Source organism: Saccharopolyspora sp. NPDC002376, assembly GCF_053593195.1.
Genome location: NZ_JBSFBZ010000001.1, coordinates 279,241 through 300,355, shown reverse-complemented (window position 1 = coordinate 300,355; position 21,115 = coordinate 279,241). Strand labels below are relative to the sequence as shown.

At 67.3% G+C, this 21,115-nt stretch carries 20 protein-coding genes and 2 pseudogenes; 11 read left to right on the top strand and 11 right to left on the bottom strand.

Going from position 1 to position 21,115, the window contains the following annotated elements; genetic code table 11:
- Positions 1-113 precede the first annotated feature (113 nt).
- Positions 114-260, top strand: a pseudogene (locus ACWCO2_RS01745) (carboxylesterase family protein); the annotation flags it as partial.
- Between the two features lie 200 nt (positions 261-460).
- Complete coding sequence (locus tag ACWCO2_RS01740; RefSeq protein WP_450125781.1) at positions 461-988, top strand: hypothetical protein; 528 nt, start codon at positions 461-463, stop codon at positions 986-988.
- Positions 989-1,001: 13 nt separating this feature from the next.
- On the opposite strand, the gene ACWCO2_RS01735 is transcribed toward ACWCO2_RS01740, so the two are convergent.
- Positions 1,002-1,727, bottom strand: a complete 726-nt coding sequence (locus ACWCO2_RS01735; protein ID WP_450125766.1) for a dienelactone hydrolase family protein — start codon at positions 1,725-1,727, stop codon at positions 1,002-1,004.
- A 373-nt stretch (positions 1,728-2,100) separates the two neighbouring features.
- Here ACWCO2_RS01735 and ACWCO2_RS01730 point away from each other — a divergent pair, with 373 nt between their 5' ends.
- Positions 2,101-3,225, top strand: coding sequence for an MFS transporter (locus ACWCO2_RS01730; protein WP_450125765.1), 1,125 nt, complete (start codon positions 2,101-2,103; stop codon positions 3,223-3,225).
- A gap of 185 nt (positions 3,226-3,410) precedes the next feature.
- Here the strand turns inward: ACWCO2_RS01730 and ACWCO2_RS01725 are convergent.
- The 3 genes and pseudogenes from ACWCO2_RS01725 to ACWCO2_RS01715 all read right to left on the bottom strand — a co-directional run.
- Positions 3,411-3,665: pseudogene (locus ACWCO2_RS01725) on the bottom strand (NAD(P)-binding protein); the annotation flags it as partial.
- A 94-nt stretch (positions 3,666-3,759) separates the two neighbouring features.
- Entirely contained in the window at positions 3,760-4,518 is a 759-nt protein-coding gene (locus ACWCO2_RS01720) for a putative protein N(5)-glutamine methyltransferase (RefSeq protein WP_450125764.1), read from the bottom strand.
- 724 nt (positions 4,519-5,242) lie between these two features.
- The gene (locus ACWCO2_RS01715; RefSeq protein ID WP_450125763.1) at positions 5,243-5,503 is read right to left on the bottom strand and encodes a Prokaryotic metallothionein; all 261 of its coding nucleotides are present in this window, start codon (positions 5,501-5,503) and stop codon (positions 5,243-5,245) included.
- 153 nt (positions 5,504-5,656) lie between these two features.
- Here ACWCO2_RS01715 and ACWCO2_RS01710 point away from each other — a divergent pair, with 153 nt between their 5' ends.
- On the top strand, positions 5,657-8,641 hold the full coding sequence (locus tag ACWCO2_RS01710; protein ID WP_450125762.1) for an alpha-mannosidase: 2,985 nt from the start codon (positions 5,657-5,659) through the stop codon (positions 8,639-8,641).
- Between the two features lie 309 nt (positions 8,642-8,950).
- Here the strand turns inward: ACWCO2_RS01710 and ACWCO2_RS01705 are convergent, their stop codons facing one another.
- Both ACWCO2_RS01705 and ACWCO2_RS01700 read right to left on the bottom strand, forming a co-directional pair.
- The gene (locus ACWCO2_RS01705) at positions 8,951-9,886 is read right to left on the bottom strand and encodes an NADP-dependent oxidoreductase (RefSeq protein ID WP_450125761.1); all 936 of its coding nucleotides are present in this window, start codon (positions 9,884-9,886) and stop codon (positions 8,951-8,953) included.
- A 422-nt stretch (positions 9,887-10,308) separates the two neighbouring features.
- Complete coding sequence (locus ACWCO2_RS01700) at positions 10,309-11,409, bottom strand: peptidoglycan recognition protein family protein (protein WP_450125760.1); 1,101 nt, start codon at positions 11,407-11,409, stop codon at positions 10,309-10,311.
- 211 nt (positions 11,410-11,620) lie between these two features.
- Here ACWCO2_RS01700 and ACWCO2_RS01695 point away from each other — a divergent pair, with 211 nt between their 5' ends.
- A complete protein-coding gene (locus ACWCO2_RS01695; protein ID WP_450125759.1) occupies positions 11,621-11,929 on the top strand; it encodes a DUF6221 family protein in 309 nt (102 codons plus the stop codon).
- A 12-nt stretch (positions 11,930-11,941) separates the two neighbouring features.
- Here ACWCO2_RS01695 and ACWCO2_RS01690 read toward each other — a convergent pair whose 3' ends face one another.
- Entirely contained in the window at positions 11,942-12,184 is a 243-nt protein-coding gene (locus tag ACWCO2_RS01690; RefSeq protein ID WP_450125758.1) for a hypothetical protein, read from the bottom strand.
- A gap of 314 nt (positions 12,185-12,498) precedes the next feature.
- Here ACWCO2_RS01690 and ACWCO2_RS01685 point away from each other — a divergent pair, with 314 nt between their 5' ends.
- Positions 12,499-13,032: a putative immunity protein gene (locus ACWCO2_RS01685; RefSeq protein WP_450125779.1), complete on the top strand. Its 534-nt coding sequence runs from the start codon at positions 12,499-12,501 to the stop codon at positions 13,030-13,032.
- Between the two features lie 331 nt (positions 13,033-13,363).
- Here the strand turns inward: ACWCO2_RS01685 and ACWCO2_RS01680 are convergent, their stop codons facing one another.
- Positions 13,364-13,543, bottom strand: a complete 180-nt coding sequence (locus tag ACWCO2_RS01680; RefSeq protein WP_450125757.1) for a hypothetical protein — start codon at positions 13,541-13,543, stop codon at positions 13,364-13,366.
- Positions 13,544-14,903: 1,360 nt separating this feature from the next.
- On the opposite strand from ACWCO2_RS01680, the gene ACWCO2_RS01675 reads away from it, so the two are divergent.
- Positions 14,904-15,812 (top strand): aminoglycoside phosphotransferase family protein, encoded by a 909-nt coding sequence (locus ACWCO2_RS01675; RefSeq protein WP_450125756.1) that lies wholly within the window; start codon positions 14,904-14,906, stop codon positions 15,810-15,812.
- A 74-nt stretch (positions 15,813-15,886) separates the two neighbouring features.
- Here the strand turns inward: ACWCO2_RS01675 and ACWCO2_RS01670 are convergent, their stop codons facing one another.
- Positions 15,887-16,066 carry a hypothetical protein gene (locus tag ACWCO2_RS01670; RefSeq protein WP_450125755.1) on the bottom strand — a complete coding sequence of 60 codons (180 nt, stop codon included), beginning with the start codon at positions 16,064-16,066 and terminating at the stop codon, positions 15,887-15,889.
- Positions 16,067-16,359: 293 nt separating this feature from the next.
- Here ACWCO2_RS01670 and ACWCO2_RS01665 point away from each other — a divergent pair, with 293 nt between their 5' ends.
- On the top strand, positions 16,360-17,112 hold the full coding sequence (locus ACWCO2_RS01665) for an alpha/beta fold hydrolase (RefSeq protein ID WP_450125754.1): 753 nt from the start codon (positions 16,360-16,362) through the stop codon (positions 17,110-17,112).
- A gap of 3 nt (positions 17,113-17,115) precedes the next feature.
- On the opposite strand, the gene ACWCO2_RS01660 is transcribed toward ACWCO2_RS01665, so the two are convergent.
- Positions 17,116-18,033 carry an SRPBCC family protein gene (locus tag ACWCO2_RS01660; RefSeq protein ID WP_450125753.1) on the bottom strand — a complete coding sequence of 306 codons (918 nt, stop codon included), beginning with the start codon at positions 18,031-18,033 and terminating at the stop codon, positions 17,116-17,118.
- Positions 18,034-18,188: 155 nt separating this feature from the next.
- Entirely contained in the window at positions 18,189-19,040 is an 852-nt protein-coding gene (locus ACWCO2_RS01655; RefSeq protein WP_450125752.1) for a helix-turn-helix domain-containing protein, read from the bottom strand.
- Positions 19,041-19,104: 64 nt separating this feature from the next.
- Between ACWCO2_RS01655 and ACWCO2_RS01650 the strand changes: the two genes are divergently transcribed.
- From ACWCO2_RS01650 to ACWCO2_RS01640, 3 genes are read left to right on the top strand one after another with little or no spacing between them, the layout of a single operon-like run.
- Positions 19,105-19,521, top strand: coding sequence for a nuclear transport factor 2 family protein (locus ACWCO2_RS01650; protein WP_450125751.1), 417 nt, complete (start codon positions 19,105-19,107; stop codon positions 19,519-19,521).
- A 59-nt stretch (positions 19,522-19,580) separates the two neighbouring features.
- A complete protein-coding gene (locus tag ACWCO2_RS01645; RefSeq protein WP_450125750.1) occupies positions 19,581-20,243 on the top strand; it encodes a TetR/AcrR family transcriptional regulator in 663 nt (220 codons plus the stop codon).
- Positions 20,243-21,115 carry an alpha/beta fold hydrolase gene (locus ACWCO2_RS01640; protein WP_450125749.1) on the top strand — a complete coding sequence of 291 codons (873 nt, stop codon included), beginning with the start codon at positions 20,243-20,245 and terminating at the stop codon, positions 21,113-21,115. Before ACWCO2_RS01645 ends, ACWCO2_RS01640 begins: the two co-directional genes overlap by 1 nt.

Here is a 21,115-nt window from a genome sequence, read left to right as displayed (position 1 = left end):
CGCCCTGCTCGGGATGCGCGTCGTCGACTTCGAACCGATGGCCCGGCAGCCGCCGGTACAGCGAACCCAGCCGACAACGGCACACTGGTGGGTTCGGCTACCTCGGCGACGGCCTGGATCGGCCCGCCAACCTCGGGCTGCTCGACCAGATCGCCGCGCTGCGCTGGGTGCAGCGCAACATCGCCGCATTCGGCGGCAACCCCGCCAACGTCACGGTGTTCGGCCAATCCGCCGGGGGCGATGCCGTCGCGCACCTGATGGCCACACCCGAAGCCGCTGGGCTGTTGCGCCGCGCGATCATCCAAAGCGCTCCACTGGGGATTGCTCGCGGCCGAGCGAAGATGAACACGGCGATGGCCAAAGCGACCCGTGATGTCACACCGGAGATGCCTGCAGCCGACGTCGTCGCCCGCCAAGCCGCAGCCACCAAACGGATCCTGCGCTTCGGCTCAAAGCCGCGATGCCCTTCGGCACCCAATACGGCCACCACCCGCTACCCACTGAGAACGCCGTCCCGGCGGCGTGGGATGCGGTCGCGCCCGACATCGACGTCCTCATCGGGCACACCTCCGAGGAAGTGCGGCTGTTCCTGCCCACCGTGCCCACATTCCACCGCATCACCACGATCCCCCTCGTCGGGGACCTGATCCGCCGTGCCATCGTCACCGCGTTCACCACCGCGGTCTACACGCGCCCCGCCAAGCGGTTCGCCCGCCGCCACACCCGCGCCGGCGGCCGCGCACACCGCTACCTCATCACCTTCTCCGTGCCCGGCAACGATCACGGTGCCGCCCACACCATCGACCTCCCGCTGCTGTTCGGCGACGAAAAAGCCTGGCAGAACGCCGAACTCATCGCAGGCGCCACCTGGGGGCAGATCACCGAAGCCGCCACGGCACTGCGTCACCTGTGGGCCGAGTTCGCCCGCGGCCACCAGCTACCCGACCACGGCGACTTCCCCGGCGTCCTGCACCACTACCGCGCCTGACAGGCGCGCCGCCTCACTCCGCTACAGGCAGGCACTCGGCGAGCAGGTCGAGGACATCGCGCCAGGCTCGCTGCGCGTGCCGTGGGTGGTAGCCGACGCCGGAGACCACGGTCTGGTCGACCGGCGGGTGGTGGAAGGCGTGCAAGGCGCCGCCGTAGACCACGAGGCGCCAGTCGACGCCCGCGGCCTGCATCTCGGCGGTGAACGCATCCCGCTGCGCGGGCGGCATGATCGGGTCTTGCGATCCGACCCCTGCCCACACCGGGCAGCGAATGCGCGCAGCCTCGCCTGGTCGGCCCGTGGTCAGCGCGTTGACCGTCCCGATCGCGCGCAGGTCGACGCCGTCGCGCCCGAGTTCCAGCACGATCGCGCCCCCAGTGCCGTAGCCGACGGCAGCGATCCGGTCGGGGTCGGTCCGCGGTTCGGTGCGCAACACCTCCAGCGCCGCGTGGCCGATGCCCCGCATTCGGTCGGGGTCGGCGAGCAGCGGCATGCAACGGGCCAGCATCTCCTCGGGGTTGCCCAAATAGCGCCCGCCGTGGAGGTCGAAGGCCAGCGCTACGTATCCCAGCTCGGCGAGCGCATCGGCCCGGCGGCGCTCGACGTCGCTGAGCCCCGGCCCCTCAGGCCCGACCAGGACCGAGGGCCGGCGGTCGACACCGGCCGGGAGCGCGAGGTGCCCGATCATCGTCAGGCCGTCGGCCGGGTACTCGACCGTGCGCGTTGTCACCGTCGTCATGAGACTGGACTGTAGTGATCGTCGAGCCCGGTCGGGCCGGTGTTCACCGCTGGCCGAACAGGACGGAATCTCTGAAATGCGGTGCTGGCTCACGAGATCGGTCACGAACCCCGTTGCCGCGGCACCGTTGTCGAGCCGGGCTGTCCTGTTCGCGTCAGAGCGTCCGGCATGACCGCCGCAGGTGTGCGAGTGCTGTTACGTTGGCCGGATGTCACCACGCGATCCCGTCGAGGCTGAACTGCGCCAGCTTCCGCCGTCATGACCGTGTTCGACCGGCTGCTCGATACGCGGCCGCTGCGCACCAGCCTGGAGTTCCGGCGTTTGTGGTGGGGCGGGGCTGTTTCGGCTGGGTGGGCAGTTCACCGTGGTCGCGGTGCTGTTCCAGATGTGGCAGCTCACCGCCAGTCCCATCGCAGTAGGCGCCGTTGGTCTGGTTCAGGCGATCTCGATGACCACCGTCGGATTGGCCGGCGGCACCCTCGCCGACGCAGTGGACCGCCGCAAGCTCGTCCTGGCCGCCAGCACCATGCAACTGGTATCGGTGGCGGCGCTGGCCATTCACGGTCTGGCCGGTGCGGAGTCGCCGTGGGTGCTGCTGGTGCTGGTGGCCCTGCAATCAGCGGGCAGCGGACTCGGCGCTCCAGCTCGGCGAACGTTCGTGCCCCGGCTGCTGCCCACCGAGCTGGTCGGTGCGGGCGTGGCCCTGGGCAACCTCAGCTTCCAGATCGCCCTGCTCCTCGGCCCCGCCCTGGCCGGTGTGCTCGTCGCGCAGTGGGGTGTCAGCGCCTGCTACCTGCTCGACGCGCTGGCCTTCACCGCCGTGCTCTACGCAGTGCTGCGCCTGCCGTCGATGCGCCCCGACGGGCGCACCAGCAGGCCCGGACTCCGTGCGATCTGGCACGGCTGGCGATTCATCACCGCAAACCCGGTGCTGCGCGGCGCACTGCTGACCGACGTGATCGCCACCGTGCTGGCCATGCCCGTCGGACTGTTTCCGCTGATCAACGAACAACGCTTCGGCGGAAACCCGCAAACCCTCGGGCTGTTCTTCACCGCCATCGCCGTCGGCGGCCTCACCGCGGGCGCAGCCTCGGGCACCATCACCCGCGCCCGCCGCTCCGGCACGGTCATGCTCTGCGCCGCCGGGGTGTGGGGGCTGGCGCTGACCGGGTTCGGGCTGGCGCCCTCGCCGTGGCTGGCGCTGGGCTTCCTGGCCATCGCTGGTGCCGCCGACACCACCTCGGTGATCACCCGCGCGGCGATCGTGCAACTGGCCACCCCGGACTCCCACCGCGGCCGGGTCAGCGCTGTGGAGCACATCGTCGGCGCCTGCGGACCCGAGGTCGGCAACTTCCGGGCCGGCCTCGCCGCGGAGACCACCACCGCAGCCTTCGCCGCTGTTGCTGGTGGGCTGCTGTGCGTGGCGGGCATCGTGGCGCTGGCACTGACCAATGCCCCGCTGCGCCGCTTCACCCACTCCCAGCCTGAGAACCGCTGACCAGCGTAGTCCAGCTGTGTCCGGGACTGTTCAGTCCTGCTGGTACGAGGTGAACTGCTCGGTGAGGCGGGTGATGGGGTTGGGACCGAACATCAGCTCCAACGACGCCGCAGACTCGGCTGCCGAAGCCTCGCTGCGGGGGAAGAGCGCTTTTTCGTAGGTGTGCAGGGCAGCCTCGACGTCACCAGCAGCAGATCGCGCAGGTCCCCGCAGTCGACCTCGGGCCGCTCTCCGGTGCCGTCGTCCTGCTCGGAGAAGTGGACGGTGCCGTCAGGCCCGACCAGGCGCATGGCCTGCCCGCCCTCGTGGATGTCGAGCATGCCGCCCTGCGTGCGGGCCTGCGCGGATGCCTCCAGCTCGAAGATCGTCGTCTCGATCCTCTGGGCGTGCAGGACCCGGGCCGCGGTGAGACCACCGAGACCTCCGCCGATGATCGCGATGGGGGCTCATCAGCGCCTCCAAGAGGGTCTACCGGGTGCGGACGAACAGTGCGCGGGCCGGGAATACCAGCCACCCGGCCCGCGCCCGGGCGTACTAAGGGTGTCGGGGTGGTTTGGTTCCGGCCACGACGGTGGCGTCGCGCTCCTCGAAGTGCAGGATGCGGGGGAGCAGTCCGGCTTCGGTGAAGAGCTCAGCGGTGCGCGGGGCTTGGCGGCGGCTCGTCTCGATCAGCAGGTTCCCGCCGGGTGCGAGCCAATGGGGTGCGTCGGCGGCCACGCGTCGCTGGATGTCCAACCCGTCAGCGCCTCCGTCCAACGCCACCGACGGCTCGTACAGCCGGGCCTCCGGTGGCATCAGGCCGACTTCATCGGTGGGCACGTACGGGGCGTTGGCCACCAACACCTCGATCCGGCCTTGCAGTTTGCCGGGCAACGCCCGGTACAGATCACCTTCAGCGACCCCAGCGGCACCGGGCAGGTTCCCAGCAGCGCAGGACACCGCGGCGGGATCGACATCGGCGGCGTAGAGCTCCACCGACGGATGAGCGACGAGTACTGCTGCGGCTACGGCACCCGCTCCGCAGCACAGTTCCACCACCGGACCGGATGCGGTCAGTGCGATCGCTTGTTCTGCGAGGAACTCGGTGCGGCGGCGGGGCACGAACACCCCTGGGGCGATGGAGATCCGCAATCCGCAGAACTCTGCCCATCCCAGCACCTGCTCCAACGGCAACCCGCTGAGGCGTTGCCGCACCAGCTCGGCCAACTCGGTGTCGTCGTGTGCTGCTTCGTGCAGCAGGGCGGCCTCGTCCTCGGCGAAAACACAACCAGCCGACCGCAGCGTGGCCACCACATCAGAAGAGATCGATGAGGAAGAAATCGTGAGCGCCTTTCGAAAATCTGGCGGGCGCTCCAGCGCGATCACCGACGCAGCAGGTCGTCGGAGGAGAGCACCCGATCTGCCATGGGAGAAATGGGTCTCACCTCCTCGTCTCGCGAACGGTTCGCGGCACACTACCAACCCACCCGCGTCGATCAGCGCACAGGGGGAGAGCAAGTGCGGGAGAAAAAGCAGCTGGGGTCGTGACCAGTCGGTCACGACCCCAGTGGTGCAAGTCCTGGCAACGGGCCCCGGTGGTTGTTCGTGGGTGCCCCGGTATTGCGCTTGCGGCGTGGTGCCGCCAGCCCGCCGCCTCGACGCATCCGGCGGTTGCCGGACGGGCGGGTGCTTCAGCTCCGCGTGTTGCGCTGGCGATGTGCGCTGGACTGCGGGTGCCGCATCACCATGCGGGCCCGCTGCATCTCGCGCGACATGCTGCCCAGCCAGCGAACCAGACCTGCCATCGGGGCGTCCTCCACTACTCCGAGAGGGTGAATCGACGGCTCGTCGCCGGTTGTCAAATCCGGTTCCCGACAACCGACGCGAACCGGACCGCCAATGGCCGTCTCACTCGCGATGTCGTTGCAGGTAGTCCCGGTGTTTCACCTGTTTCGTAACGTATTGATAACGACAATCCGGGTGGGGTATTTATCCCTCGACGAGGTGAAGCGTGTTGGGCTGTGTGGACGCTGCGCGATCACCCCGGATGCGCGCCCACCGTGTCCCGCAGCTCCATGCCCATCGCCGTGCCCGACTTGCGGGCGCAGTGCGCACAGCAGAAGAACCGGCCGCTGGCCTCCACACCGTGCCCGAGGATCCGGCACCCGCAGTGCTCGCACAACGGCGCCAACCGCTGCGCCGCGCATTCGAAGCTGTCGAACGTGTGCACCCCTCCACCGGTGGTGTGCACCTCGAAGGTCATCCAGTAGTCGTTGCCGCAAACTTCGCAGGTCGCCATGACGTCGCCTTTCCCGTGGAAATCCGGCAGATGACCGCAGCATGCGGGCCCACCGCCACCTCGGCAACCGCGCTCGCTCGACCGCTGCCAGCCACCCCACCGCTGTGCCAGCATGATCGCCATCACACCCCGAACAACCCCCCGGGAGCAGCCATGCACGACGACCGCCGCATCGTCGAACAACGCCTCGACCGCGTACTAGCCGAACGACTGCGCCCCGCCCAACACCACGACACCCGCGCCTGCGACATCGCCGTCTGGCACGCCCCCGGCGAACCCGTCAGCGTCGAGGAAGCCCTGCGCGCCGACTACGCACCCACCGCAGTCGGCCAACCCTGGGGACCGGCCTGGGGCACCAGCTGGTTCCGGATCACCGCAGACGTCCCCGAGCAATGGGACGGCCAGAGCGTCGAAGTGCTCGTCGACCTCGGCTTCGACGACGACCGCCCCGGCTTCCAATGCGAAGGCCTCGCCCACACCCCCGAAGGCACCCCGATCAAAGGCCTGAACCCGCGCAACACCCACCTGCCGCTGGGCCGCACCAGCGCCGGCACCACCCGCACGTTCTACGTCGAAGCCGCGGCCAACCCCATCATCCTCGGCCCCCACGGCTTCCAACCCACCGATCTCGGCGAACGCCCCACCCAACCCGGACCACCGCTGTACGTGCTGCGCCAAGCCGAAGTAGCCGTCCTCGACGAACAGGTGTGGCACCTGGTCCAGGACACCGAAGTCCTCGACCAGCTCATGCGGGAACTGCCCACCGACTCACCCCGACGCCACGAAATCCTGCGCGCCCTGGAACGCATGCTCGACCGCCTCGACCTGCACGACATCCACACCACCGCACACGCAGCCCGCACCGAACTCACCGACGCGCTGTCCCGCCCCGCCCATGCCAGCGCCCACACCCTCTCAGCCGTCGGACACGCCCACATCGACTCCGCCTGGCTGTGGCCACTGCGCGAAACCGTCCGCAAAGTCGCCCGCACCATCGCCAACGTCACCACCCTGATGGCCACCCACCCCGACTTCCACTTCGCGATGTCGCAAGCCCAGCAACTGGCCTGGATCAAACAACACCACCCCGCGCTCTACGACCGGGTCCGCACCTACGTCGACACCGGACAGTTCGTGCCCGTCGGCGGCATGTGGGTCGAATCCGACACCAACATGCCCGGCGGAGAGGCCATGGCCCGCCAACTCATCCACGGCAAACGCTTCTACCTCGAGGAATTCGGCATCGACACCCACGAGGTGTGGCTACCCGACTCCTTCGGATACTCCGCCGCGCTCCCACAGCTCATCGCCGCCTCCGGCTCCCGCTGGTTCCTCACCCAGAAGATCTCCTGGAACCAGACCAACCGCTTTCCCCACCACACCTTCTGGTGGGAAGGCATCGACGGCACCCGCATCTTCACCCACTTCCCACCCGCCGACACCTACAACGCCGAGATCACCGGCGCTGAACTCGCCCACACCCAGCGCAACTTCGCCGAACACGGCCACGCCACCCGATCCCTGCTGCCCTTCGGCCACGGCGACGGCGGGGGAGGACCCACCCGCGAAATGCTCGCCCGCGCCGCCCGCACCGCCGACCTGGAAGGCTCACCCCGAGTCCAACTCGACACCCCCGCCGAGTTCTTCACCGCCGCCGAAACCGACCACACCGGCCCCGCAGTCTGGTCCGGCGAGCTCTACCTGGAATTCCACCGCGGCACCTACACCTCCCAGGCCAAGACCAAGCAGGGCAACCGCCGCAGCGAACACCTCCTGCGCGAAGCCGAACTCTGGTGCGCCACCGCCACCATCACCACCGGGGCCGACTACCCCCACGACGCCCTGGACCGGCTGTGGAAGCAGGTGCTGCTGCACCAGTTCCACGACATCCTGCCCGGATCCTCCATCGCCTGGGTCCACCGCGAAGCACAAGACACCTACCGGCGCATCGCCACCGAACTCGACACCATCACCACCCGAGCCCAACAAGTCCTGGCCGGACCACCCGCACACCCGATCACCTTCAACGCCGCACCCCACAGCCGCAACGGCATCCCCGCCCTAGGAGCAGCCACCGGCGAACACACCACACCACCCAGCCCCACATGCCACCCCGACGGCACCATCACCCTCGACAACGGACTGCTGCGCGCCACCATCGACCACCACGGCCTGCTCACCTCCGTCTACGACCACGCCGCCCAACGCGAAGCACTCGCCGAACCCGGCAACCTCCTGCAACTGCACCCCGACCACCCCAACGCCTGGGACGCCTGGGACCTCGACAACTTCTACCGCCACCACACCCACGACCTCACCGACCTCGACGAGATCACCACCGACGAGCACACCGTCCACATCCACCGCAGCTTCGGCCGATCCACCCTCACCCAGCACATCAGCCTGCCCGCTCACACCCGCCGCATCGACATCACCACCGACATCGACTGGCACGAAACCGAGAAGATCCTCAAAGCCAGCTTCCCCCTGGACCTGCACGCCGACCGCTCCGCCGCCGAAACCCAGTTCGGCCACGTCATGCGCCCCACCCACACCAACACCTCCTGGGACGCCGCCAAGTTCGAGATCTGCGCCCACCGCTACCTGCACGTCGCCGAACCCGGCTACGGCCACGCCCTGATCAACGACTCCACCTACGGCCACGACGTCACCCGCCCCAACGGCACGACCACCACTGTGCGCCTCTCCCTGCTGCGCGCACCCCGATTCCCCGACCCCCACACCGACCACGGCCACCACCAACTGCGCTACGCCCTGTGCCCCGGAGCCGACATCGGCGACGCCATCCGCGAGGGCTACCACCTCAACCTCCCCGAACGCGCCACCCACGGCTCCCGCACCGTCGCACCCCTGATCACAGTCGACAACGACGCAGTCATCGTCGAAGCCGTCAAACTCGCCGACGACCGCAGCGGCGACCTCATCGCCCGCCTCTACGAATCCCGCGGCGGCCGAGCACACACCCGCCTCACCATTTCCTTCCCAGCCACCGCCGTCACCCGAACCGACCTGCTCGAACGCCCCCTGGCCGACCCCGAAGCACCCACCGACGCCCTCGACATCCGCCTGCGCCCCTTCGAAATCCGCACCCTCCGCTTCACCCGAACCACCACCTGACCACCGATGCAGGCCAACGGCTTCACCGAACCCACATCAGCGAAGCCACACGCGAACAACCAGCCTCGCCAAACGGGGGCCGAACGCGGCTCGGCCGATTCGTTCGGTTGCGCACCAGGCGGGAAGTCCACGACCGCCGAGGTGAACGTCTTGCCCTGCACATTCGGAAGGGCCTGCTCGAGCAGCGGAGTCAGGGTTTCGGTGGGTGGCTGCGATGCCACCGGCGTCGTGGAGCCGGCAGGCCGCTACAGGCCGTGACCCCGGCCAACGCGGCGACGGCCAGGAAACCACCAGCGATCCGCATTCCGATCACAAGTCTCCTGTTCCATCTTCGGCGACGCGGATGATCGTCTTGCCACGGGTGCGCTTGTCAGGGCCGAATGCGGCGGGTGCCTCGGCGAGCGGCCGTACAGTGTCGATAACCGGCTTGAGCCGTCCGCCCCTCAGCCGCGCGGCGAGATCGGCGAGCCGAGCGCGGTCGGGCTCGACGACGAAGAAAACGGCCCGCCCGTCCGCAGGCTGGACCTTGGGCGGCATGGCGATGGTGACCAGCGTGCCACCTGCGCGCACCAGGGCAGCCGAACGGTCGAGGACCTCTCCACCGATCACGTCGAACACGACGTCGACCTCGCCCACCTCCTCCAACTTCTCGCTCTGAAGATCGAGGAAGAAGTCGACGCCGAGCGCGAGCGCCTGGTCACGGTCGCGGGTCCGGCCGGTGCCGATGACCCGGGCGCCGACATCGCGGGCGAGCTGCACCGCCATCGACCCCACACCACCCGCAGCGCCGTGGACCAGAACAGTCTGGCCGGCGGTGAGGTGCCCGTGGTCGAACAGGCCCTGCCAGGCGGTCAGCCCGGAGATCGGCAGCGCGGCCGCCACGGCGTGGTCGACATCCGCCGACAACGGTGCGAGGTTGCGAGCCTCCACCGCGATGTACTCGGCGAGCGCACCGTTGCGAGTCCAGTCGGTCAATCCGAACACCCGCTGGCCGACACTCAGGCCGGTAGTGCCGTAACCCAGTTCGACGACGACACCCGACAGCTCGTGGCCGGGCACGCTCGGCGTCCGGTCGCGACCCGCACGATCAGTCCAGGTGCCCGGCCAGTCGAGTTCCCCCGGGGTGAAACCCGCGGCGTGCACCCGCACGATGACATCGTTCTCGGCAGCGCGAGGGTAGGGCAGGTCCGTCAAGGACAGCCCAGCGATACCGACGTCACGGTCTCGAACAACGATGGCTCGCATGACAGGTCCTAACTGGTAGGGAGATCGATCGAGCTCCCAGCCGCTTGCAAGCTGGGTCCATGGCGATCGCCTGCGGCTACGCACCGCAGCTAGATGTGTGCCACACCACGTGGTTGATCGCACCTGCTCGCGAACGTTGCTCCGTCGCCCCGTTTTGCATTCCCATCAGGGAGACGAGCTAGCCCCGCCAGGCGTGACAACATCTCGACCCGACCGCACTCGGCCGCCAGGGAAGCGTGGGCGAACCGGCCAGACACACGAGCCCTCTCGGACTGCAAATCGGCGGCCCCGCCGCACACCTACCTGACGAGTACGACACCTGCTCCTGCCACTGCCGATCCGCGAACCCAGCCGACCGCTCAACGGATCCACGACACAACAGCACCGCACAGTTCGCGCGCCAGCGCCAAACGGGGGAGAGGTCACCCCAACAACCGCAGCCAAGTCGCCCGGTCCACCAAGCCAGTGACCGGCAACCCCGTGGCCGCCTGGAACTCCCGCACCACCGACACCGTCCGATCAGCGAACCGCGCATCCGCCGGCACGTACCGGCCACGAGAGATCAACAACGTCTGCGCCGCGCGCACCACATCACCCGACGAACCCGGCCCCACCTCCGGAACCAGCCCATCCCAACCACGACCACCGAACAACCCCGGCTCCGGCACCCGAGTCGCCGAACACGACTCACCAACAGCACCCAACTCGGTGGCCAACCGCCCCGCCACCTCCCGCGTCCGACCAGCGAACACCCCATCCACCGGCACCGACTCACCCCGAGCCCGCAACAACAACTGCAACGCCGTCACCCGCGGACCTCGCACATCCGGCTGCAGCAACGGCCACACCACCGGCTGCGCCACCACCTTCCCCGCGGCAGCACCCACCGCCTCCCGCAACTCCGGTAATCGCGCGTAGAGCACATCACCCGGGCACGCCGTGGCCATGAAATCCCGATGCCCGTAGATCTCACCAGCATCGATCCCGTACTGCACCACCATGTACGAGCACAACTCCACCAACGAATCCCACAACGCATCCGGCACCTGCGCATCCACGTAGGTGCCCTCGTTCTCGATCCCCAACGACACCGAGTTCTGCTCACCCGCATGAGCACCCAGCACGTGCTGCTCCCCAGCGGTCAGCACCGCCAAGCTCTTGTGCCGACCCTCCAACAACCAGCCGCCCCGCGAATTCGTGAAGTTCTGCCCGGTGTCGAGCCACCCGTTGGAATCCATGTGGAATTCCTGGATCTGCCGCGCCAACTCCATCGCATGCTCCTGCGAGGTGTCCTCGCTGTTGGCCGACGCCGTGTGGTGCACCACGATCTTGACCGGCCGCTGATCCAGCACCTGCACCGGCGAACTCGGCTCCCGCGCCTCCCACTCCGACGTCGACAAGATCTCCGGCGCCGCGCGCCGCGACGACGCCCACACCGGAATCCCCGACGCACCCACCGCCGTGGCCGCCAACCCACCGGCCAGCAACACCCGCCGAGCAACCCGAACACCGCGCAACACCATGCTGAACTCCCGCAAATCCGACGACCTGATCAGCGCCGACCCTAAGAACCCGCCCCAGCGCCCGTGAATTCTTGGCAACAACCCGCCACAAACCCGACAACTACCCACCACAGCGGGCAAGATCACCCAACGAGCAACGTCATCACCGAGCCGCCACCACGTCCCTGCCTGTGACCGACCACCACAGCGGACAACAGGAGTGCGACACAAGATGGACCGGTTCGCCGAGTTCCTGCGCCGCCAGCTGGACATCGACCTCGAACTGCTGCGCCAAGCCAGACAAGACGCCGAAACCGGCACCAATCGAGCCTGCCTGATCACCCCCATTCGCGGCTTCCGCGAATGCGAGCTCAAAACCCGCCTGCTCACCACCCACCAGGACTGCGGCACCGGCGAAGGCCCCTGCGACGAACTGGGGGAGAGCTACCCACCCGAAGACGAACGAGGCTGCCCCACCCGAGCCCTCCTCGGCCTGCCCTACGCAGACCGGCCCGGCTACGCCACCCGCTGGCGCCCCTGACCCGCACACCGCTCACCCCACCCCTAAACAAGGAAGCGCCAGACAACGTGAGCCTGACGCCCCTTGTCCCGTAGTTCCTGCGGTGTCTGGTTCCGTCCGCCGGGCGGGCTGGGCGGCGAGGCAGTCGCGCAGCAGGGTCAGGCGGGCGATCTCCGCGTCGATGGCGGTGAGGCGGCGGTCGATGACGTCCGGTGCCGGGTCGAACGGGTCGAGGCCCGCGCAGTCCTCCAGCGGAATATCGGCGAGCTGCGGCAAAATTTCTCACGGTTCTTCCCCGGCCTAGCAGCGGCTGTCGCCGGCGGCTACTCCTGCTCAGCACCTCCCAGCGCCAAGTGTCTCGCCGTAACCTCTCCGCAGCGCACTTCCCTACCAGGGAATTCGCGACAGTTGAATACGAGACTCCGCCAGTCTCGCCCCACTACCGCGAGATGAATCCGGCGTGAACAACCAGGTTTGAAGGTTTTACCACCCTGGCATGCCGACATCTCCGGAAAGACTCAACCGAATATTCAACGATACTGTTGAACAGCGTGAACACGGCCAACGAGAACCCGACCATCGAACTCAGCATGTCCGACCTGCGCGCCATCGCGGGCTACGCCGTGGCCTGCGCGGAGCCCGCGATGGCGATCTTCGAACGTGCGCGCCCCGACGACCGCCGACCACAAGCCGCGATCAAGACCGCGCGGACGTTCGCGGCGGGAGCCAAGCGCACCAAACTGATCCGCGACAACGCGTGGGCGGCACACCGAGCGTTCCAGGAAACCCGCGACGCAGGACAGACCGCAGCGAGCGAAGCTGCGCGTGCTGCCGTCGCCGCGGCCAGTGCAGCCTTCCTCCACCCGTTGGCGAAAGCGACGCAGGTCTTGCACATCCTCGGACCGGCCGCCCACGCGGCCCGCGCACTCGAGCTCGAAGCAGGCGACGACCGCAACGTTGGCCACGGCCACATCGAGAAGGCACGAGCTCTCGCCGGTCCCACCGTGGTGAGCGTCCTAACGCGTTATCCACCCGCCCCAACTGGACGCGGCCGGGTAGGAGAACTGCTGCGGAGCCTGGACGCATCACTGCGACACACGACAACACCTCACCAGGCCCGATGATCCCGGCCATTCGCCAACACCCCGGAAGGGGAGTGGAAGGTGCACGGCTTCATGCGGGGAGAGAGAAGGTGCACCTCACGCAACCAGAGAAGCCGTGGAGAATGGCGCCGAGCCAGTTCGTGCCGCGGTCCACAGTGTCTCCATGCACCAGGTGAGTGACCACGACGCGGTGTTCGAGGACTCCCCGTAGTACTCGGGAAATTTCGGGCGGATACGGGCTGACCAGCATGAACGTGGTCAGGCGTCCGTATCCAGGGTGGCGACGTCGGTAAGGGCCTGCTCGATAGCCTCTCGCTTGGCGTGCTCGGCCAGTGCCCGATCTGGCGTGCGGTCAGGACTGGTCCAAGGCCCGTTCGATCGCGCGGCGGGCCCGGCCCACGGCCGCCCGGTCGTGCTGGAGTTGCATGGCCGCGTTCAGTGCCAGCCCGGCGGCGACGATCTCGAACAGCGGCTGGTCGATGTCGAACCCGACGGGTAGCTCGTCTGACACGAGATAGGCCGGTAGCGCCATCTTTTTGAGCGTGCTCTTCGCTACGCGGATCGCCGAGGGAGGACGATAGATCCTCGATTGTGAAGCGTCAACCAGAGCTGTGTTCGTGCTGCTGGGGGAGCGGGCTCGGAAGGCACGGCTGAACGCTGCGGGGTTAGAGATCTCCCATCGCGCGGACCTGAAAGTAGTCCTCATCAGCTGATGGATGTTTCGTCCACAGTGGCTGCTACCACGAGATGCATGCGGAACGCTCACTCGTCGAACGGGTCGAAGCTTCTGGGCGGCTTTCTCCATTTGATGGATAATCAACATTATCCATCAAATGCAGAAGTGGTTCCGGAGCGGAGGGGCTCAATCCCCGGGGGATCGAGGTGCACCTACCCATGTAGATCAACAAGTCTCCGCCGCCGGACAGTCGAATGCACATGAGCCCTGTGGTGCATGTTTGCCGGTCCCGTCAGTCATCGGTCGACGCTCAGCGCAACGTATTGAGCCGGATGTTCGCTGAGTTCTGAACGACGTTGGACTTGGCTGATCATCGCCGGCCAGATCCAGGCCTTGTGGATCATGATGTGCGGATCTGGCCTCGCTCAATTTCGCAGATGAACGTGTCCCACTCCACCCATCTTGTTTTGTCACTGTGACGTTAATAGGCGGGTGGGAGCGGGATGTCGGGAACGCATGGGCATCGGGCGACTGGGAGGGTTGGGCTGGCGCGATTCGCCAACGGTCTTCCGCTGGTCGTCCATTGCGTCGCAAAGTCGCGTAGCCGGCGACCGCAGAACCAGCCGCCGAGCGCCGCAAGCGATCCGACGGACTCGGCGCGCGGGACGCCTTCGAGCCACGGCCATCTGCCGCACACCGAACAAGCGCGACACCTGGAGTTCGCCAGCGCTGACGCCGTGCGGATGTCCCAGGTGCCGTAGTCAAGCCGACGTCCCCGAAGAAGACCCTTCCCAAGATCATCTCCGCAGGTCGATGCAATGCCGATAATGTACATTATGTTAAGTCAACCGTTTGGCGGCTCCTCAGAGGTACGACACCCGCTTCCCCACCGTCCGCTCTCGCCCAGGTTTGAGTCGCCGGTTGGTCGGCAACGAGCAGAGATTCTGAGCGGGCCATGTCGTCTCGAACAACATCGTCCGAGGCGACATCGACGAACGACGCGGTGAACCACAAGCCAGGGCTGATCATCACGCGGTCGGTGAATCAGTCAGGAGCGCTGCCCGCGGCATGGCACCGCTCAACGGCATCGACACCTCGTCCGATGGTCAACTCGTGCGCCGCTCCCCTGTCCGATCTGCATCGTGTGGATGCAGATCGATTCGACGGCCGCGAAAACCACTGGCCTTGCACCGCGTCCAGTGACAAGACTTCCGGTGTGGCACTTCACGAGGACGAGATCCCGGTCGACGAAGCACTGGTCTGTTCACTGCTGAAGGCACAGCGTCCGGAGTGGGCTGATCTGCCGTTGTCGCCTGCCGGTGCAGGCACGGACAACACGATGTACCGGTTGGGCGGCGAGCTGCTCGTGCGGCTCCCGCGAACCGTCGACAACGGACAGTCCGTGCGCAAGGAGCAGGTGTGGCTTCCGCGTCTGGCGCCCCACCTCACGTGTCCGATCCCTGAGCTCGTTCATGCCGGGACGCCCACTGATGCCTTCCCGCTCGTCTGGTCGGTCCATCGCTGGATCGACGGTGCTGAAGCCAGTCCGGGCGCTGTTCGGGACTGGGCTGTCTTCGGAGCCGATCTGGCGGCGGTCGTGCAGGAACTCCACGGCGTCGACCTGATGGGCGCGACCCGCGCAGGTGACCTCAGTTGGTACCGCGGAGGCGACCTGGGGTCGTGCGACCAGTGGATCAGCAGGTGCCTCGAAGACTGCCGCCGCGTTGCAGGTTCTGAGCTCGACGTTGACGTTCTGGAACAGCTGTGGCGAGCCGCGCTGAAACTGCCCGAGCGCTCCGGATCCCACGTGTGGCTCCACGGCGACCTCAAGCCGACGAATCTCCTGGTGCAGGACGGCCAGCTCCACGCGGTCATCGACTTCGGTGGACTCTCGGTCGGATTCCCCGGCGCCGAGCACGCCACGGTCTGGGACCTGCCACCACTGGCACGTCGGACCTACTGGGATGCGTTGAACATCGACGATGTGACCTGGATCCGCGCCCGCGCTTGGGCGATCGCAGTGGGCGTCAGCGGAATCTCCTACTATTGGCACACCTTCCCCACCTTCGTCACCGAATGCCGCACACGACTTCAGGCGATCCTCGTCGACGCCGCTACGCGGTGAGCGGCGGATCAGTGGTGTGAGAAGGCCCTCCGAGTGCATCTCGGAGGGCCTTCGTGCGGATGGTCGGTAGACGTCTAGAACTTCTTGCCGGCCTTCTTCGCTGACTTGCAGTCATCGCACGTCAAGCCGCTGAAGATCAGCGGTTCCTTGAACGTTTTGTCGGCGAACGTCTTGCCGCACAGCGAGTGCGCGTGCCCGTTCCAGAGCGACACCTTGCCTCGGTGCCGAATACCTTCGTGCACGACCTCGACCATGAGGTTCTTCCCTTCAGAATCCAGGACTCTCTCGGTTCGATGGACCACCAACAGGAAAGGAACGACCGGAGTCAACCAGAGGGAAGTCACGTTGGGCAAGAACGATTGCAGCCATCTGTGTCGAGCGGCAGCCTCGTTTCGATGAACGGGCGACGTGATTCAGCCGGGCTGATCACTCAACGTAGCTATGTGTTGACGTCTTTTCCCTGTTGTCCATGCGGATTCAGGAAGCGCGGCCTCGAGCGGTGATAGACAGCTGGTGTCCGAGTCGCTCACATTCCGAGGAGTAGCTGGTGCATTTTGCGCGCAGCAACGGGTTCGAGATCGCGTTCGAGGTCGTCGGGGACGGCCCGCCACTGGTGCTGCATCCGGGGATGTTCCAGGTCGGGGCGCATTGGGCACAGGCTGGCTACACCGCTCCCCTGGCCGCATCCCACACGGTGATCACCGTGGATCCGCTGGGCTTGGGCGCCAGTGATGCGCCACGGGATCCGGAGGCCTACGCGCTCTCGCGACGCGCTGAGTATGTCGTCGCCGTGCTCGATGAGCTGGGCGTGGACAGGGCTGCGTACTGGGGTTATTCGCTGGGGGCGCTGACCGGGTATGCCGTCGCCGTGCATGCGCCGGAGCGGATCACGCGCCTGGTCGCGGGTGGTTTCGACCCCATACAGGGGTTCGGCTCGGCGATCGGTCCGATGCTGAGCGCGCTCGAGCTTCCTCGCGACACTGATCCCTTTCCTCTGATGCTGCAAGGGGCCGCGGCTGATCCTGGCTTGGCGGCTGTGATCGGCGGGGTGGATCCGGTGGCTCTGCGGGCGAACTACGAGGCGTTCTCTGGTGTTCCTGGCGTGCAGGCCGAGCTGGCGGCCTGTGGCGTCCCGATGCTCATGTACGCCGGAGATACCGATCCGTGGCATGAGCCGATGGCGGACTTCGCTGAGCGGACCGGTACAGGCTTCTTCACCATGCCTGATGCTGACCACATCGGCGGCTGGCGTGAGTCGGGCGCGGTGCTTGCTCGGGTGCTGCCGTTCTTGTCGTCGTGAGTCTCAGGTGAGGTTGAAGCGTTCGGTGTAGTGGGCGCGGAGGGCTTCGGTGCGGTCTGCTGGCCAGGGGCAGCGGATGTCGCCGTGGAGGCCTGCGAAGAGCAGTTCCAGGTGGGTGTGCCAGGCCGCGAGCAGGGTTGCCGGGTCGGTGGTGGTGGTGTGGGTGAGGTGCAGGCGGGTGCCGATCGGGTGTTGGTCGCGGAGGTGGAAGCGGACGGTTCCGGTGGGCTGCCAGGCGTATTCGAGGGTGTGGGGTGCATCGACGGTGATCACGGGGCCGGGGGTGCCGTAGCCGTGGGTGCTGGGCAGTGGCGGTTCGGACCCCAGGGTCGGGTTGGTGTCGCCGGTGAGCAGGGCCCAGACCTGTGCTGGGGGTTGGACGAGGTCGCGGGTGAAGTGGAGGGTCCAGCCGTCGTCGGTGCGCTGCAGGTCGCCTTCGGCGAGGCCGAACTGCTCGATGTAGTTCTCGGCGCGGTGGAACCAGGTTTGCATGTCGAATTCGGCGGTGGTTCCGGAGAGGCGGGCGTCGAGGGTGTCGAGGCAGCTGTCCCAGCCGGCGGCGGTGCGGGCGGTGGAGGGCAGGTCGCTGTCGGGGCCGCGGAGGGTGTGGCTGAAGACCAGGAGGCAACCTTCGGGGTGTGGGAGGAGTTCGCAGCGGATGACGTCGTCGTTCCAGCGGAAGGCGAAGACCTTGAGCGGGTCGATCTCCAGGATTTCGCCGTGCTCGTCGTCGGCGCCGTCGTAGCTGAAGCGCATCGGTGTGCCGGGGGTGGGTTGGTCGAAGTCGATGCGGGCTGGGAACCAGTGGCTGAGTTCGGCGGGTTCGGTGATGGCGCGCCAGACCTTTTCGGGCGGGTGGTTCAGGAGGCGCTCCAGGCGCAGGACGGGGTGGTCGCCGAGCATCGTGACGGTGGTGTTCACGGTTGTTCCTCCAGGCTGGTCGGGCGTTGAGTCGTTCGTGCCACGGGCGGTGGTGGGGCGCCGGTAAGGGCTCCGGTGAGGTTGTCCCCTTGGGGGCGCGCACCTCGCCTTTATTTGCCGCAATCGGAATATAGCTGAACTGGAATGCAGCTGGTTCATCGACGGGCTTGGTGAGGCGTGGTCCAGGCGAGTTCGTCGACGGCTAACCAGGGCGTGCTGGCCATGGTCGCGGGAGTTGTGCCGGTGAAGGCCAGGACGTCTCGGTGCAGGTGTGCTTGGTCGACGTAGCCGGTGTCGGCCGCGATGCTGGCCGTGGGCTCGCCTGCGGCCAGGCGGTGGGCGGCGTGGTCGAAGCGGATCAGCTTCGCGGCGCGCTTGGGTGGGAGGCCGAGTTGGGTTCGGAATCGGGACCACAGGCGTTTGCAGCTCCATCCCAGCTCGGCCGCGAGTTCGTCGATGCGGATCCCGCCGCGGCTGCTGGTGATCTGGTGCCAGGCCCAGGCGATCTGGCGGTCCACTGCATGCCCCGTTGCGAGTCGGCGGGTGAGCAGGGCGTCGGTCAGGGCGAAGCGGTCCTCCCACGAGTGCGTTTCGCTGAGTTGTTCCCGGAGCCTCGTTGCGTCACTCCCCCACAGCTCGTCGAGGGGCACGACCACGTCGTCCAGTTCTGCCGGGGAGATGCCCAGCACCGCGTGTGCGGTTACCGGGGACAGGCGCACTTGGACGCATTCGACGTTCTGACCTCGGACGCGGAGCGCGTCGTGCATGAATCCGGCGACGAGGTTGCCGTGCTGGGCTTGGCCGGTGCTGGCGTCCACGACGTGCGGGCCGTGGCCGAATTCGAGGACCAGGGTGATGGCGGGGTGCGGGATCACCTGCACGTCTAGCGGGTCTGCGCGGTGGTCGCGGAAGCCGGCCATGCTGATCCCGGCGAGTCGGCTGGGGTGTGCGGGTTGCACGACTTCCCACCTGGTCACACCGCCATGCTCGGGCATGGTGGAGCGCATCGCCTCATGTTAGGGGGAACATTCGTCCAATACGCGGGTGTGCGCTGGCGTGATTCTGGGGGTCATGAGTCGCAGCATCGTTGAGAACGCCTTTCATGCGCTGGCCAGTTCTGATCCCGACCTGATCTCCGCTGTTCTCGCTGAGGACGCCGAGTGGTTGTCGCCTCCGGGCAACGCGACGGCGGTGGCTCTGGAGGCGCCTGATCACATGGTGGGGCGGGCGGCGATCGTGCGCTTCTTCGCCGAGGACTTCCCCCGCTTGTTCGCGCGCGATCTCGCGGTCACCTTCAGCGGGTTCCACGTGGCCGGTGAGCGGGTGGTCGTGGAGGCGACCATGACGGCGACGCTGGCCAGCGGCGGTCACTACACCAATGACTACTGCTTCGTCATCGAGGTGCGGGAGGGGCTGGTTCAGCGGGTTCGCGAGTACACCGACACCGCCTGGGGGCATCGCATGATCTTCGGTGGTGTTTCGCGATAGTGGCCGCCGTAGTGACCACTTGTGAAATAGTGGTCACTACGGCGACCGTGGGAGGCTTCATGCCCCGTGCGACCATTCCCGACCGCGCGAACGTGATCCTGGATCGTGCGCGCGAGATCGTCCTGGAGAAGGGCTACCAGCGCACCAGCATCGCCGAGATCGCGCGCCGTGCTGGAGTTGGCAAGGGGGCTGTCTACCTGGACTTCCCCTCCAAGGAAGCGCTGCTGGATGCGCTGCTCGTCCGCTCCGCCCAGTCGTTGACCCGGGCCGTGCGCGACCAGGTGGAGCGCAGCGCGCAGCCGGTGGCGTTGTCGACCGTCTACCGCTTCGGCCTCGAGGCGTTGTTGGGTGATGAGCTCATGCTCGCCTGCTACGTCGCTGATGACGGTGTGCTCGGCGACTATCTGAGGGGCAAGGGCCCACAGCGGTACCGGCCGCGGATGCAGTGGTTGTCCGACTACGTCGGCGAGTTGAGCCGGGCGGGGCTGCTGCGCGCTGATCTGGATCCCTCGGCCGCGTCGCTGCTGATGTCGGTGTTCGCCGTGGGGTTGGCCAACGCGTCGGCGACGTTGGGTTCGTTGTCCGGTGCGCAGTTGGGGCGGGCGGTGGAGCTGATGGCCGGGTTGATCGCCGCCGGGTGGGAAGTCGGCGGCGGGCAGGACGCTCACCGGGCGCACACGCGGTTTCTGGACCTTCTCGCCGAGCAGATCGGAGCAGTCTGATGGCCGACGTTTTCGACCAGTACCAGGACGTCGACCTCTCACGAGGGCGATTGCGCGTGTACCAGGCGGGGCCGCGGGGGGCGCCGTGCGTGGTGCTGCTGCACGGGTCGATGTTGGACACCGCGGCGTTGACCTGGCGGCATCTGATGCCGGTGCTGGCGCGTGATCGGCATGTGGTGGCGATGGATCTGCCGCGGCACGGTGGGTCGCGGCCGTGGGCGGGGCTGCTCGATCAGGCGCGGATGGAGGGCGTGGTCGAGGAGTTGCTGGATCACCTCGGGATCTACCGCGCCGTGCTCGTGGGGTTGTCGATGGGTGGCGGGGTCGGTATCGGGTACGCGTTGTCGCGGCCGAAGCGGGTCGAGGCGCTGGTGGCGATCAATCCGGGCGGGCTCGACGGCACACGCCCACTGCACTCGCTGACCTGGCTGGTGCTCAAGTGCGGTCCGCTGCTGCGCTGGACGGCTCGGTGGGTGGCCTTGCCGTGGGTGTTGCGGCGGGCGATGCGGCAGATCTTCACCCAGGGCGCGGGCACACGTGATTTCGAGGTGCTGATGGGGTTGATCCAAGCGGAGGCGCGGCGTCGGGTGCAGCACCGCGAGCAGGCGTTGGACGACTGGCAGATCGCCTCGTACGGTCCGCGGCGGATGCTGCTGGACTTCAACCCGGAGCTGCATCGGCTGCGGGTGCCGTCGTTGTGGGTGCACGGGCGGCAGGACACGCTGGTCACCGGCTCGGTGGTGCACCGGGCGGTGGAGTTGACGCCGGGTGCGGAGCTGGTGGAGATCGAGGGTGCTGGGCACCTGGCGACGCTGGATCAGCCCGACGCGGTGAACGAAGCGATCGTGTCCTTCCTCAACGAGCTGGACTGA

Excerpts from the sequence above, each read along its gene's own strand:
- ACWCO2_RS01645 (WP_450125750.1), top strand. The coding sequence starts at position 19,581 with ATGCCCCGTGCGACCATTCCCGACCGCGCGAACGTGATCCTGGATCGT.
- ACWCO2_RS01700 (WP_450125760.1), bottom strand. The coding sequence starts at position 11,409 with ATGGTGTTGCGCGGTGTTCGGGTTGCTCGGCGGGTGTTGCTGGCCGGT.
- ACWCO2_RS01670 (WP_450125755.1), bottom strand. The coding sequence starts at position 16,066 with ATGGTCGAGGTCGTGCACGAAGGTATTCGGCACCGAGGCAAGGTGTCG.
- ACWCO2_RS01705 (WP_450125761.1), bottom strand. The coding sequence starts at position 9,886 with ATGCGAGCCATCGTTGTTCGAGACCGTGACGTCGGTATCGCTGGGCTG.
- ACWCO2_RS01735 (WP_450125766.1), bottom strand. The coding sequence starts at position 1,727 with ATGACGACGGTGACAACGCGCACGGTCGAGTACCCGGCCGACGGCCTG.
- ACWCO2_RS01740 (WP_450125781.1), top strand. The coding sequence starts at position 461 with ATGCCCTTCGGCACCCAATACGGCCACCACCCGCTACCCACTGAGAAC.
- ACWCO2_RS01640 (WP_450125749.1), top strand. The coding sequence starts at position 20,243 with ATGGCCGACGTTTTCGACCAGTACCAGGACGTCGACCTCTCACGAGGG.
- ACWCO2_RS01695 (WP_450125759.1), top strand. The coding sequence starts at position 11,621 with ATGGACCGGTTCGCCGAGTTCCTGCGCCGCCAGCTGGACATCGACCTC.
- ACWCO2_RS01715 (WP_450125763.1), bottom strand. The coding sequence starts at position 5,503 with ATGGCGACCTGCGAAGTTTGCGGCAACGACTACTGGATGACCTTCGAG.
- ACWCO2_RS01685 (WP_450125779.1), top strand. The coding sequence starts at position 12,499 with ATGTCCGACCTGCGCGCCATCGCGGGCTACGCCGTGGCCTGCGCGGAG.
- ACWCO2_RS01650 (WP_450125751.1), top strand. The coding sequence starts at position 19,105 with ATGAGTCGCAGCATCGTTGAGAACGCCTTTCATGCGCTGGCCAGTTCT.
- ACWCO2_RS01680 (WP_450125757.1), bottom strand. The coding sequence starts at position 13,543 with ATGGCGCTACCGGCCTATCTCGTGTCAGACGAGCTACCCGTCGGGTTC.
- ACWCO2_RS01710 (WP_450125762.1), top strand. The coding sequence starts at position 5,657 with ATGCACGACGACCGCCGCATCGTCGAACAACGCCTCGACCGCGTACTA.
- ACWCO2_RS01655 (WP_450125752.1), bottom strand. The coding sequence starts at position 19,040 with ATGCGCTCCACCATGCCCGAGCATGGCGGTGTGACCAGGTGGGAAGTC.